The organism is Mumia sp. zg.B53 (assembly GCF_019550935.1).
Lineage (GTDB): Bacteria > Actinomycetota > Actinomycetes > Propionibacteriales > Nocardioidaceae > Mumia.
The window spans coordinates 128,145-141,176 of record NZ_JAHWCK010000004.1; the positions used below are offsets into that span (position 1 = coordinate 128,145).

Annotated in this window: 15 protein-coding genes; 4 read left to right on the plus strand and 11 right to left on the minus strand. The window is 71.4% G+C overall.

From position 1 onward, the window contains the following. Positions 1 to 24 precede the first annotated feature (24 nt). The 4 genes from KV102_RS14870 to KV102_RS14885 all read left to right on the plus strand — a co-directional run bounded on the left by KV102_RS14870 (position 25) and on the right by KV102_RS14885 (position 3,041). The gene (locus KV102_RS14870) at positions 25 to 579 is read left to right on the plus strand and encodes an RNA polymerase sigma factor (RefSeq protein ID WP_220341006.1); all 555 of its coding nucleotides are present in this window, start codon (positions 25 to 27) and stop codon (positions 577 to 579) included. Beyond that, positions 576 to 1,268, plus strand: coding sequence for an anti-sigma factor domain-containing protein (locus KV102_RS14875; protein ID WP_220346745.1), 693 nt, complete (start codon positions 576 to 578; stop codon positions 1,266 to 1,268). The genes KV102_RS14870 and KV102_RS14875 overlap by 4 nt, the downstream gene beginning before the upstream one ends. A gap of 41 nt (positions 1,269 to 1,309) precedes the next feature. Then, positions 1,310 to 1,873, plus strand: coding sequence for a hypothetical protein (locus KV102_RS14880; protein ID WP_220341008.1), 564 nt, complete (start codon positions 1,310 to 1,312; stop codon positions 1,871 to 1,873). 145 nt (positions 1,874 to 2,018) lie between these two features. Then, a complete protein-coding gene (locus KV102_RS14885; RefSeq protein ID WP_220346746.1) occupies positions 2,019 to 3,041 on the plus strand; it encodes a zinc-dependent alcohol dehydrogenase family protein in 1,023 nt (340 codons plus the stop codon). Positions 3,042 to 3,106: 65 nt separating this feature from the next. On the opposite strand, the gene KV102_RS14890 is transcribed toward KV102_RS14885, so the two are convergent. The 11 genes from KV102_RS14890 to KV102_RS14940 form a co-directional block, all read right to left on the minus strand. Beyond that, positions 3,107 to 4,267, minus strand: a complete 1,161-nt coding sequence (locus KV102_RS14890; protein WP_220341010.1) for an acyl-CoA dehydrogenase family protein — start codon at positions 4,265 to 4,267, stop codon at positions 3,107 to 3,109. Next, the gene (locus KV102_RS14895; protein ID WP_220346747.1) at positions 4,264 to 4,704 is read right to left on the minus strand and encodes a Zn-ribbon domain-containing OB-fold protein; all 441 of its coding nucleotides are present in this window, start codon (positions 4,702 to 4,704) and stop codon (positions 4,264 to 4,266) included. The genes KV102_RS14890 and KV102_RS14895 overlap by 4 nt, the downstream gene beginning before the upstream one ends. Beyond that, positions 4,701 to 5,846, minus strand: a complete 1,146-nt coding sequence (locus tag KV102_RS14900) for an acetyl-CoA acetyltransferase (protein ID WP_220346748.1) — start codon at positions 5,844 to 5,846, stop codon at positions 4,701 to 4,703. Before KV102_RS14900 ends, KV102_RS14895 begins: the two co-directional genes overlap by 4 nt. Next, the gene (locus tag KV102_RS14905; RefSeq protein ID WP_220346749.1) at positions 5,843 to 6,289 is read right to left on the minus strand and encodes a MaoC/PaaZ C-terminal domain-containing protein; all 447 of its coding nucleotides are present in this window, start codon (positions 6,287 to 6,289) and stop codon (positions 5,843 to 5,845) included. The genes KV102_RS14900 and KV102_RS14905 overlap by 4 nt, the downstream gene beginning before the upstream one ends. After that, the gene (locus tag KV102_RS14910) at positions 6,286 to 6,783 is read right to left on the minus strand and encodes a MaoC family dehydratase N-terminal domain-containing protein (protein ID WP_220346750.1); all 498 of its coding nucleotides are present in this window, start codon (positions 6,781 to 6,783) and stop codon (positions 6,286 to 6,288) included. Before KV102_RS14910 ends, KV102_RS14905 begins: the two co-directional genes overlap by 4 nt. A 1-nt stretch (position 6,784) precedes the next feature. Further along, positions 6,785 to 7,996, minus strand: coding sequence for a Rid family hydrolase (locus tag KV102_RS14915; protein WP_220346751.1), 1,212 nt, complete (start codon positions 7,994 to 7,996; stop codon positions 6,785 to 6,787). Next, positions 7,993 to 9,363, minus strand: coding sequence for an MmgE/PrpD family protein (locus KV102_RS14920; protein ID WP_220346752.1), 1,371 nt, complete (start codon positions 9,361 to 9,363; stop codon positions 7,993 to 7,995). Before KV102_RS14920 ends, KV102_RS14915 begins: the two co-directional genes overlap by 4 nt. Next, complete coding sequence (locus KV102_RS14925) at positions 9,360 to 10,604, minus strand: CaiB/BaiF CoA-transferase family protein (protein ID WP_220346753.1); 1,245 nt, start codon at positions 10,602 to 10,604, stop codon at positions 9,360 to 9,362. The genes KV102_RS14920 and KV102_RS14925 overlap by 4 nt, the downstream gene beginning before the upstream one ends. Next, positions 10,601 to 11,641 (minus strand): LLM class flavin-dependent oxidoreductase, encoded by a 1,041-nt coding sequence (locus KV102_RS14930; RefSeq protein WP_255561113.1) that lies wholly within the window; start codon positions 11,639 to 11,641, stop codon positions 10,601 to 10,603. The genes KV102_RS14925 and KV102_RS14930 overlap by 4 nt, the downstream gene beginning before the upstream one ends. Further along, entirely contained in the window at positions 11,638 to 12,171 is a 534-nt protein-coding gene (locus tag KV102_RS14935; protein WP_220341018.1) for a MaoC family dehydratase, read from the minus strand. The genes KV102_RS14930 and KV102_RS14935 overlap by 4 nt, the downstream gene beginning before the upstream one ends. A 77-nt stretch (positions 12,172 to 12,248) precedes the next feature. Then, positions 12,249 to 13,031, minus strand: a complete 783-nt coding sequence (locus KV102_RS14940; protein ID WP_220346754.1) for a FadR/GntR family transcriptional regulator — start codon at positions 13,029 to 13,031, stop codon at positions 12,249 to 12,251. Position 13,032 lies beyond the last annotated feature (1 nt).

The window sequence follows — 13,032 nt, forward strand, 5'->3', positions numbered from 1 at the left end:
GCCGACCCGCTCCGAACCAAGAGCATGGACTTCGCCGCCGATGTCGTCGGTCAGTCGATCGGTCTGCGCCTCGCACACCGCGACGAGACCGCGCTCCAGGACGCCTACGAACGCTACGCACCCGTGGTGCTGGCCTATGTCACCGGCTTCGTCGGCCGGGACGAGGCCGAGGACGTGCTCCAGCGGACGTTCCTCGACGTCTGGCGCAGCGCTGCGCGCTACGACCCGGCGCAGCGGTTCACGGGGTGGCTGTTCACCATCGCTCACCGTCGGGCGGTCGACACGCTGCGGGCTCGACGCCACGTCGTCGTCGACATGGACCTCGCCCGCGATCTCGTCGGCGACGACGGGAGGGAGACGGTGAACCGGTTCGCGGACGCCGCGGACGTGCGATGGGCCGTCGCCCGGCTGCCCGAGCACGAGCGCACGGTGCTCGAGCTCGCCTACTTCCGCGAGCTGACGCAGCGGGAGATCGCCGTACGGCTCGACGTGCCGTTGGGGACGGTCAAGGCGCGTGCCTCGCGGGGGACCCGACGGCTGGGCCAGATCATGCGCGCCTCCGACGAGGCCGCGCGATGAGCGCCGAGCACCCGGACCACGTCGGGCTCCTGCGCGGTGAGCTGACCAATGCCGAGGTGCTGGAGCTCGGCGGTCACCTGGAGGCGTGCGACGAGTGCCGGGACGAGCTCGTCGCCCTGGTGACCGGGCACGGGCTGCTGGCGGCCACGATGCGTGCGCTGCGTCCCGGGGAGCCGATGGAGACCCCGTGGGTCCCTCCGCTGACGGTGACGCCCGCCCGACCACGGTGGCGTCGACCGGCCGTCCTGGTGGCGGCGGCCGCGCTCGTCGTCGCGGGCGCGGCGGTCATCCCCCTCGTCGAGGGCGGCTCCGAAGGCTCCACGCCGACCGCCCGCCGTACGGCTGCGCTGGCGCCGGTCGACGGCTCGGCACGTGGCCGGGTGGTGATGACCGAGGGCGCCGGCGCGGTCCGGATGACGATCACCACCCGCGACCTCCCGCGAGCCGCGCGCGGCGACTACTACTACGCGTGGTTGTTCGAGCCTGCGACCGACAAGATGCTCGCGCTCGGCGTCGTCGACCCCGATGGCGTCACCGCCTTCGAGGTCGCGCGCGACCTCGTCGAGCGCTACCACGCCCTGGACGTCAGCCTCGAGAGCGACGACGGCGACCCGGGCCACTCGATCACCTCGGTGCTGCGTGCGAACTACACGCCCGAGGCATCCAAACCTCCCTCTGCAACGAAGTAGTGGGTAGGCACGATTCTCGCCATCGATCTGGAGGAACTCCCATGAAGAAGCAAAAACTCGCCGGCGCGCTCGCAGCGTTCGCCGCGACGTTCGGGCTCGTCGCCGTCGGCACGGCGACGCCGGCCCAGGCAGCCGAGCAGAAGCCCAAGGTGGGCTACACGCAGGTCACCGTCGCACCCGCCGTCTACAAGCTCGTCGCCGGGGCCGGCATCACGCCTGCTCCTGTCGGTGGGGCCAAGGCCTTCGCCTACAAGAACACGCTGGCGGCGCGCTTCCCGATCACGAACGCCTCGCTCCGCACGCTCAAGATCAAGCACAGCGGCGGGATCAGCCTGACCGCCGGGTCGCGAACGATCGCCCTGCGGCGCTTCACCATCGACCTGAAGCGCCTCCGGGTCAGCGGCAAGGTCTCGGGCTCCATCGGCAACGCCGGGCGTGTCAATCTCTTCAAGATCCGTCGTTCGAGCCGTCCCGGCCTCGGCGTCGTGCGTCTCACCCTGACGAAGACGGCTGCGCAGGCGCTGAACGCGACGTTCCGTGTCCACGCCTTCAGCGCGGGCGACACCTTCGGCTACGCGACCCCGCGTCCGTTCGCACGCTTCTGAGGTTGCTGAGCAAGCACCCTGGGTGCTTGATGGTACGAGCGGTCTGAGGGCAGGACCTGCGCGTATCGACCGATCCGCGTGGCCGCGTCTCCACCACGGAGGCGCGGCCGCGTCGGTGTTGTCGTGGACCTTGGGGGGAGCGGGCATGCGTGGTGTGGTGATGTACGGACCGGGCGACGTGCGGGTCGAGGACCGTGACGATCCCACGATCGTCGAGCCGTCCGACGCGATCATCCGCGTCTCGGCCACCTGCGTCTGCGGCTCCGACCTGTGGCCCTGGCGCGGGGTCGAGACTGTCGAGGGACCGGCGCCGATGGGCCACGAGTACGTCGGCGTGGTCGAGGAGGTCGGTCCCGACGTCAGCAACGTGCGGCCCGGCCAGTTCGTCGTGGGCTCGTTCTTCGCCTCCGACAACACCTGCGAGATCTGCGCGGCGGGCTACCAGTCGCGCTGCGTCCACGCCGTGGGGATGGGCGGGATCGGGACTCAGGCGGAACGGGCGAGGATCCCCCTTGCGGACGGGACTCTGGTCGCGACTCCCGACCTGCCCCCGGCCGAGCTCCTGCCCAGCCTGCTGGCCGCCTCCGACGTGCTGGGTACGGGGTGGTTCGCCGCCGTCGCGGCAGAGGTGGCGCCAGGGAAGACGGTGGCCGTCGTCGGTGACGGGGCAGTGGGGTTGCTGGGTGTGCTCGCTGCGCATCGTCTGGGCGCCGAGCGCATCATCGCGATGAGCCGGCACGCCGACCGCCAGGCCCTCGCCCGCGAGCTTGGGGCGACCGACGTCGTCGAGGAGCGCGGCGACGAGGGGGTCGCCCGGATCAAGGAGCTCACTGGTGGCCTCGGTGCGCACAGCGTGCTGGAGGCGGTGGGTACGCAGGAGTCGATGATGCAGGCGATCCGATCGACGAGGCCCGGGGGACACGTCGGATACGTCGGCGTCTCGCACGGGGTGAGCCTGCCCGGGGGCGAGCTCTTCTTCGCCGACGTGCACCTGCACGGCGGGCCGGCACCGGTACGCCGCTTCCTGCCCGAGCTGGTCGACCTGATCTGGCGACGCGAGATCGACCCAGGTCGTGTGTTCGACCTGAGCCTCCCGCTCGAGGACGCTGCGGCGGCGTACGAGGCGATGGATCAACGCCGGGCGATCAAGGCCTTCCTCACGGTCTGATCGGGTAGCCGCGGTCGACCGCGGCGAGGGTCGCGGTCAGCTTCTCGACCTGGCCGCAGCTGCGGTCATCCGACGACCGTCTCGCCGGCGATGAGCGACTTCGCGACGACGGTACGGAGGATGTCGTTGGTCCCCTCTCCGATGCTCATGAGGATGGAGTCGCGATAGAGGCGCTCGACCTCGAACTCGGTCGAGTAGCCGTACCCGCCGTGGATCTTCATCGCGTCGATCGCCGCCTGCAGCGCCACCTCGGAGCAGAAGATCTTGGCCATGCCGGTGGCACCGTCGGCCCGTCCGCTGCGGACGGCGTCGGCGGCCCAGTAGGCCATCAGACGGGCAGCCTGGACCTGCGTGCCGAGCTCGCCGAGCTTGAGCTGGATCGCCTGGAAGTCGGCGATGGGCCTGCCGAACGCCTTGCGCTCGCCGGCGTAGGCGAGGGCCTCGTCGTGTGCTCGCTGTGCGATCCCGACCGACCGCGCGGCGATGTTGACGCGGCCCCACTCGAGGGCGGAGAGGACCTGCTGCATGCCCCGGCCCTCGACCCCGCCGACCAGCTGACCGACCGGCACGCGGACGTCGTCGAGGAGGATCTCGCAGGACTCGGTGCCCTTGTAGCCGAGCTTGGGGATGTCCTTGGTGACCTCGAAGCCTGGAGTGTCGGCCTCGATGAGGAGCACGCTCATGCCCTTGTGCGCCGGAGACGCCGACGGGTCGGTCTTGACCAGCACGGGGAGCGGGTCGGCGTAGCGGGCGTTGGTGATCCACATCTTGGACCCGTTCACGACGTAGTGGTCGCCGTCGAGTCGGGCGGTGGTCCGGATGCCCTGGAGGTCGGTCCCGGCGTCCGGCTCGGTGAGGCCGATGCCACTGCGCCGCTTCCCGGTGGCGAGGTCGGGGAGATAGGCGCGCTTCTGGTCCTCGGTGCCGTGCATCGCGATCAGGCGGCAGGCGAGCGAATGGCTGCCGAGGATCCCCGCGACGCCCATCCAGCCCCGGGCGATCTCCTCGAAGACGAGCGCGAAGGACACGGGGTCGAGGTCGAGGCCGCCGTACTCCTCGGGCACCGTGATGCCGAACAGGCCCATGTCCTTCATGCCGTCGACGATCTCGGTGGGGTAGCGGCCGGACTGCTCCCAGTCGCGGGCGACCGGGACGATCTCGCGGTCGACGAACTGGCGCAGCAGCGCCTTGAACTCACGCTGGTCCTCGTCGAGCTCGAACTTCATCGGGACTCCTCGTTGCGGTCGATAGGTCGGAAGCAGGGGAGGGCGCGGCCGTCGGGCAGGTCGGTCCACGCGACGGTGACCGTGTCGCCGATCGTCCACGCCTCCGGGTCGTCGCGGCCGTCGAGACGGGTGAGGAGGAGCGGCCCCTCGGGCAGCCGCACGCGGGCGACGACGTACGGCACCGGGACGTCGGGGCGGGGGGCACGGTGGACGACGGTGAACGAGTCGACCGCTGCCGTGCCGTCGGTGTCGACCGGACGCAGGGACCGGGTCGACGAGCACCCGGTGCAGAGAGCACGCGGCGGATGCTGCCGGTGACCGCACTCGCCGCACTCCTGGACGGTGAGGCGGTGCTCACGGGTGGCGTCCCACCACGGGCCGGTGACCTCGTCGGCGGGCGGGACCTCAGCGGGGACCCAGTGGCTCTGCTCGCTCATCGGTCGACTCCCAGGACGACGGTCGCATGGGTGGAGAGGATGCCGCCGGTCCCGTGGGCGACCGCAACCTCCGCGCCCGGCACCTGGCGGTCGCCGCACTCCCCGCGCAGCTGGCGGACCGCCTCGACCAGCAGCAGGACGCCGTACTGGCCGGGATGGCAGTACGAGAGGCCGCCCCCGTTGGTGTTCAGCGGCAGGGCGCCGCCGGGCCGGATCCGGCCGTCGGCGATGTAGTCGAGCACCTCACCGGGTCCGCAGAACCCGAGCGCCTCGACGCTGAGGGCGGCGGTGATCGTGAACGAGTCGTAGACCTCGAGCACGTCGATGTCGGCCGGTGTGATCCCGGCGCGCCCGAACGCGTCGGCACCGGACCCGATCGCGCCGGGGCGGGTGAGGTCGTCCACGGCGGTGAACGACGTGTTGGTGGTCCGCTCGCCGTAGCCGAGCACGTGGACCGGCTTCTGGCGCAGGTCGCGAGCCCGCTCGGCCGAGGTGAGGACGACCGCTCCTCCACCGTCGGTGACCAGGCAGCAGTCGGCCGCGGTCAGCGGCGAGGAGATCATCGTCGACCCGACCACGTCGGCGACGCTCAGCGGTCCCTTGCCGTAGCGGAACGCCTTCGGGTTGAGCAGCGCCCATTCCCTCGCCGCGACCGCGATCTCGGCGAGCTGCTCGCGGGTGCCGCCGTAGCGGTGGAGGTAGGCCCGCGCTGCCATCGCGTAGTACGACAACGGATAGAGGACGTCGTACGGCTCCTCGAACTGAGCCTCGGGGACCCACGCCTCGTGCACGCCACCGAGCCGGCGCGAGCGCGCCGAGCGCTGGTTGGACGCGAACGAGATCACCACGACCTCGCACTGCCCGGCCTCGATCGCCTGGGCGGCGCGCGCGACGAACATCTCGAACGCGCTGCCGCCGGCGAACGTGGAGTCGGTCCACGTCGGCACGATGCCGAAGTAGTCGGCGAGCTGGGTGGCGGAGAAGCGCGACACCCCGGTCGTCGCGATCCCGTCGACGTCGGCGAGCGTCAGGCCGGCGTCGTCGAGCGCCCGGGTGACCGCCTGGGTCTGGAGGCCGAGGATCGAGAGCCCGGTGACGCCGAGGTCGGACTCGGCGGCACCGACGATCGCGACGCCGCTCACGGGCGGCCGGTCCCGTCGGCGCGGCCGAGCAGGACCCGAGCCGACGCGGGGCGGACGGCGAAGCGGTCGTCGACGCCGTCCGAGCCGAGGATCGTCGCGCTCATCGCGACCTCGACGGTGTCCTCGGTGACGGCGACGACCTGGCCCTCGCACCGGACCGTCTCGCCGGCGAACATGAGGTTGCGGAACGTGAAGTCGATCGTCTGCACGAACGAGTCCGGGCCGAGCCAGTCCTGGAGCATCTCGACCAGCAGCGCCCCGAACACCTGGCCGTCGACGACCGGACCCGGGAGCCGCTTCTCGGCGACGTAGGCGGGGTCGTAGTGCAGCTGGTGCCAGTCCCAGGTGGCGCCGGCGTAGGCGACCATGTCGGTCAGCGTGATCGTGCGCTCCAGCGGCGGCACCGGCTGGCCGACCGCCGGGGGAGAGGTCGGCGTGCTCATGCGGCCCCCAGGGCGATGAAGATGATCGTCTCGGTGTTCTCGGCGAGGAAGTCGCCGTCCTGGTTGGTGTAGGTCGCCGTCGAGGAGACGATGAGCATGTCCGCGCCGGCACGGTTGGCCTTCTCGGTCGCGTCGGTGATCTCCCACGTCGCCGTGACGACGTCGTCGGGTCGGACGCGGCGCCCGAAGGTGTAGCGGTTGCCGCCTCGGACCTGACGGGTGTCGGGGACGCTCAGTCCCCAGGTGTGTCCGGCATAGCCCTCGGCGTCCGCGGGCAGCCCGGCGTACTGGTTCGTCTCGCAGATCAGCGTCGGCGGCAGCGTGACGCCGGGCAGGCCGTGGTCGCGGGCGAACGTCGCGTCGGTGTAGAGCGGGTTGTCGTCGCCGACGGCGAGGGAGAAGTAGCGTCCGGCCGCGGCGCCCATCGGCTCCGGCGCGGTGTAGACGCGGCGGGTGCCGATCAGCGACCGGACCTCGTCGGTGAGCAGACCCACGTCAGCCCTCCTCGGGGTAGAGCGCGGTCGGGAACACCTCGAGGAGGAACTCGGGTCGCAGCAGCCCCGCGCAGATCGCACCGGTCGACGCGGGCCACGGTGGGGAGAGGAGGCGTTCGCGCACGGCGGCCACGGCCCGGTAGTCCGGGAGGGCCGACTCGACGCAGTACTCGGTGGTCTCGAGCAGGTGGGTGGCGTCGAGGCTCTCGTGCTTGAGCAGGTGGAGGATCGCGCCGTACGTCGCCTCGGCCTGCGCACCGATGTCGTCGGGGTGCAGCGCCTCCTGCGTCTCCATGTCGAGCGCCGCGAACCCGGACATGTAGAGGGTGCGCCCGGCGCGCACGCCCGGGGCGTACGTGAGCGTGTCGTAGCGCGACCAGCCGGGGTTGACCAGCTCGAGCGGATGACGGGAGGCGGTGACGTCGATCGCGACGAGCTGGTCGGGGTGGTGCAGCCGGCTCATGAGGATCCCGCCGGCGCCCGGGTAGACGCCGGCGCCGCCGAGCAGCTCCTTGCGGACGCGGTGCGTCTTCCGGTACACCGACCGGGTCTCGGGCGTGGAGTAGTCGTAGGTGGTGACGGCGTCGTCCAGCGACAGCCCGGCCTGCCGCAGCAGCACGTCGGCCTGCTCGAGGCAGTAGCGGTACTGGCCGACGAAGTCGCCGGGTGCGACCACCTCTCCGGAGGCGTCGACCGGGATCATGGTCGGCAGGTACACCGCGCCGTCGTGGCCCTCGCGGACGGGCGAGGCCGCCCACGTCCCGGCATCGCGAGCCTCGCTGGCGGCGCGCAGCTCCTTCCCGCCACCGGCGACCGCGTGCAGCTCGACCTCGAGGAGCGCGGCGCGCCGCACGAGGCGGTCGACGACGACCGTGCGCAGCGTCGGTTGGTGCTCGCCGAAGAGCTCACGCCGTACGGCGGCGGCCGCCTCGTACTCGGGCAGCCCGGCCAGCGTGACGTTCTCGGTGATGCGGGTGACGTCACCGGGGCCGAGGCCTGCGCCCGCGAGGATGGTCAGGACCTTCTCGTACGCGGTCCGCGCCTGCTGCTCCATGCTGCCGTCGACCGTCATCTTGCCGATCGCCGGGTCGTGCGACGCGGCGGTGTGCCCCGACGTCCACGCGGTCTCGCCCTCGGCCAGTCCCAGGCAGAAGGTGAACCCCTCGTACGGGAACCACGGGAACGACGGTGGGCGGATGGCGCTGAGCGTCATGGGTGGCCTCCTGGGACCGATGCGGTGTGGAGCGCTGCGAACAGACCATCGAGGGACGGCTGGTCGGCCAGGTGGGTGACGACGTCGACCACCTCGTCGCCGCCGGGCCCCGCGTTGGCGAGAAACTTGTCACGGATCTGCCGGACCGACATCGGGTTCGCGGTGGTGCCCGAGCTGGCCGCGACGGTCCCCGTGATCTCGCGGCCGTCGACCAGCCGGACGACGACCCGACCCGGAGCATCCGCCGCGTGGCCGGCACGCGCGCTCGTCTGCCACGAGACCTTCTCCGCGAGGGCGGCGACCTCCGGGCGTGCGAGCGAGTCGCCCTCGTACGTCGCGAGGCCGACCGCGCCGTCGACGATCATCGCCGCGGTGGACCAGGGGAGCGAGAACTTCGCTGCGTACGGCGACCCTGGTCGAGCGAGGTCACGGCGCTCGTCGCAGACGGTCGGAGCAGAGTCCGGATGGACGTCGGCGACGACGGCGGCGACCTGCGTCGCGTCGAACGGCACCGTCGCGGCGGCGTCGGCGACGGCGTCCAGGGTGGCGTGCATCAGCTGGCACGCCGGGTAGGGCTTGATCCCGATCCTGACCGTCTCCCACCGCTCGCCCAGCGCCGCGACGACCGACCCAGGATCGGCCTCGACGGCGGACAGGGCGTCGTAGACCCCGTGCGGACCGTCCAGGACGGTGTCGGGTCCGCTCGCGCCGGCGGCCGCGAGGCGCGCCGCGAGGATCCCGGAGTGGGACGCGAGGCCCGGGTGCAGCTGCTTGGTGCTGGCGTCGGTGCCGAGGAACGCGAGGAGCCCGCCGGCCTGGCTGCCGGCGATGCCGAGGGCGTCGGTCGCCGCGTCCTCGTCGAGTCCGAGGAGCCGCGCGGCCACGAGCGCCGAGGAGAAGACGCCGGCGACCATCGTGGCGTGGAGGCCGCGCGCGTGGAACCCGTGCGGCGCGGCGGCGGCCACCCGGCAGACGGTCTCGTAGCCGACGAGGGCGGCGTCCAGGACCTCACGGCCACTCGCGCCGACCTGCTGCCCGACCGCGAAGGCGGCCGGGAGGACGACCGCGGTGGCGTGGACGAGACCGCCGGCGTGGGTGTCGTCGAAGTCGAGACCGTGGACCATCGCCCCGTTGGCCAGCGCCGCTGCCGGAGCACCGACGGGCGCGGCGACTCCGACGACGTTCGCCTCCGGGGGGCCGCCGAGGCCGGCGGCGACCTCGACCGCGGCCTCCACGCTGCCGTACCGGCGGGCGGCGAGGGCGGCGCCGAGGCCGTCGAGGAGGTGGCAGAGGGCCGCCTGCTCGACGTCACCGGGCGCGCCGACAGGTTGCAGTCCCCAGCGTGCGAGCGTGCGAGCGGTGCTCATCGTGCTGCTGCCGCCGTCGCGTCCGGGTCCTGCCCCTCGGGCTCGTCGCCGAAGGCACCACGGCGCCGGAGCGCCGCGACGTCGGCGGCCGACAGCTTGAGGATCTCGGTGGCGATCGCGTCGAGGTCCTCACCGCGCTGCGGTGCCCGGCGGTAGTCGGGTGTCTCCGATCCGACCCGGACGGGCGACGCGAGCTGCTCGAGCGACCCGTAGCGGGGGTGGTCGGTGGTGACCACGAGGTTGCGCGCCCGGGTGTGCTCCTCGGTGAGCGCCGCCTCCACGTCGTTGATCGGCCCGCAGGGGATCGACGCGGCATAGAGCTCGGGCAGCCACTCGTCGACCGTACGGCCGCGGAAGATGTCCTCGAGCGTCTTCACCAGCTCGTCACGGTTCTCCCGGCGCGACGCGAACGTCCCGTACGGCGACCCGTGCTCGGCCCACTCGGGGTGTCCGACGACGGCCGCCAGGCGCGTCCAGAACTTCTCCTTGGCACAGCCGACGACCAGCCAGCCGTCGGAGGCCTCGAACACCTGGAACGGCACGAGCGACGGGTGGGCGGAGTGACGGGTGCGCTCCGGGGTGAAGCCGGCGTTGAGGTGCCAGGTCGCCGGGTAGGTCAGCATCGCGATCGCGGTGTCGTAGAGGCTGACGTCGCAGTCCATCCCGACACCGTCGCGACGTGCGGCGTGCACGCCGGCGAGCAGCGACAGGGCGGCGACGAACCCGCCGGAGTAGTCGACCATGGACAGCCCCGACTTCGTCGGAGGACCGTCCGGCTCACCGGTGAGGTCCATCCAGCCGGCCAGGCCCTGGAGGATGTAGTCGTAGCCGGGCTCGGTGCTGCGCGGCCCGGTCATCCCGAAGCCGGTCAGCGACACGCACACGATGGCCGGGTTGAGGTGCTTGAGGTCGTCGTAGGTGATCCGCATCTTGGCCGGCACGTCGCCCCGCAGGTTGGAGTAGACGACGTCGGAGACCTTGACGAGGTCCTCGAACACCTCCCGGCCGGCCTCGGTCGTCAGGTCCAGCGAGAGGCTGCGCTTGTTGCGGTTGAACGTCTCGAAGAACAGCGAGTCCTCACCGTCGGCGTACGGCGGCACGTACCGCCCCACGTCGCCCCCGGCGCGTGGGTCCTCGATCTTGATGATCTCGGCACCGAGGTCGGCGAGATGGACGCTGCCGAAGGGCCCGGCGCCGTACTGCTCGACGGCGATGACGCGGATGTCCTCGAGCGGCTTCATCGACGTGCTCCTGTGAACTCGGCGATCATGTCGATGATCGCGGCCTGGGCCGTACGGGTCTCCGCAGCATCGATGCCGTGGGTGGGTGGGCTGAGCTTGACCGAGTCGGCCACGCCGTCGTACTCGGCGACCCGGGCGACGACCTCGTCACGCGTCCCGGCGAGGGTGAGCGCGTCGACCATCTCGTCGCCGACGACGTCGGCGAGGTAGTCGGCGCCGGTCCCGGCGCGGAAGGTCTCGATCACCCGCTGCTGAGCATCGCCGAGGCCGTGGAACTCGAACATCTCCGCGTACGTCTTGACGGTGGCGTAGAACCCGACGCCGCCGGCGGCCCGGCGGCGTGCCCGGCCACCGTCGGTGTCGACGGAGCAGCACGCCGACACGACGACGTCGAGATCGTCACGGGTCTTGCCCTCGGCGCGCGCGATGCCGGTCTCCAGCTCGGGCAGCAGCCGCTCGGCGAGGTACTTCGGCGAGCACAGCTCGTGGCTGATCCACCCGTCGGCGATCTGGCCCGCCAGCCGCATCATGAAGGGACCCATCGCCGCCAGGTAGACGGGGATGTCGGGTCGGGTGACGGCGAACGGACGCTCGTAGCCGCGGATCCGCATGGGCTCCCAGTCGCCCTCGGCCTCCATCGTCTCGCCGCTGGTCGACTTCTCCCAGAACAGCCGGATGTTGCGCACGGTCTCGCGCAGGTGGGGGACCGGCTTGCCGAAGGTGACGTTGTGCCAGTCCTCGTTGAGGCGCTGGACACCGGTGCCGAGCCCGAGGACGAATCGCCCGCCGGAGAGTTCGTCGAGGTCGAGGGCCTCGAGGGCGGTGATCATCGGGCTGCGGGTGAAGGCGAGCGTGATCGCGGTGCCGACGCGTGCCGTACGGGTGCCGGTGGCGAGTGCCGCCGCGGTCACGGTCGCGCTGCGGTGCAGCTCGGAGCTCCACAGCACCTCGGCTCCGGCGTCCTCGGCCTGACGCCCCGCCTCGACCAGTTCGACGAGGGTCTCGCCCCAGGGCTGGTAGGTGATCCGCAGGCTCATCGAGCGCTCTCGGTGTCGAGCGACAGCGGCGTCTTGCCCGCGGGGAACGTGTCTTCGACCTGCTCGGCGCCGCGGCGGTAGACGTAGAAGGTCCTCTTGAAGGAGCAGACCTCGTCGCCGTCCTGGTTGAGGGTCCGGGTCCGCACGGTGACGATGCCGGCGTGCGGACGGCTGGCCGACTCCCGTTTCTCGAGCACCAGCGACTCGCTGAACAGGGTGTCGCCGGCGAAGACGGGGTGTGTCATCCGGATCTCGTCCCAGCCGAGGTTGGCGAACGCGTTCTGGGTGATGTCGGTGACGCTCTGGCCGACCGCGATGGCGACCGTCAGCGTGGAGACGACCAGCGGCTTCTCGAACTCGGACTTCTTGGCGTACTCGGTGTTGAAGTGCATCTGGTTGGTGTTCATCGTGAGCAGCGAGAACCAGGTGTTGTCGTTCTCGGTCACCGTCCGGCCGAGCGGGTGCTGATAGACGTCACCGATCTCGAAGTCCTCGAAGAATCGTCCGGTCCATCCCTGCTTGTGACTCATCGTCACCCTCTCGGTCGAAGTTGTGTGCTGCCTGGACACTAAATGTCAGACGATTCAAAGGTCAAGGCGTCGGTTGCTCAGCGCTGGTCCGGGCGTGGGTCGCGATAGCTGCCGCGGAGTCGCCCCAGGTGCTCGCTCATCGCCCGGCCGGCAGCGTCGGCGTCGCCCGCCTCGATCGCGGCGAGGATCGTCTCGTGGTCGTGATCGACGTCGGTCCAGAAGTGGGGGTCGACGTCGGGGTCGAGGAACGTCGACTGCAGGACGCCGAAGACCGGCTCCGTCATCACCTCCAGCAGAGCGTTGCCCGAGCACTGGAGCACCAGCGCGTGGAAGTGGCGGTGCTCCTCGAAGCGGCGTCCCCGCCCGCGTCGTTGCCGCTCGCGCTCGACCGCCTCTCTCAGCGCGGTCAGGTCGTCCTCCTGCCGGCGTTCGGCGGCCAGCCTGGCCGCCGGGACCTCGAGGATCTCTCGCGCCTCGAGCATCTGCTCGACGTCGATGTCGGCGCTGCCCGACATGAGCCCGAGGCTGGTCTCGAGATAGCTGCTGACCTGGCGGAGCTCGACGCGGCGGACGAACGTGCCGCCGGTCGTGCCGCGTGCGGTCTCCAGGAGGTCTCGCGACGCCAGTGCCCGCAGCGCCTCGCGCACGGTGCTGCGGCTGACCCCGAAGATCGACGACAGCTCGGCCTCGTTGGGCAGCCGGTCGCCCGCCTTGAGGGTGCCGTCCAGGATCAGGTCGAGCAGCTGGTCGGCCACCTGCTGGTAGGCGTTGCGGACCCGGCCGGGGGTCACGCCGTCCGGGCCGTGGTCTGCCCGAGAGCGGCGCGCCGCGAGCCCGGCGATGAGCACGTCCTTGGTCATG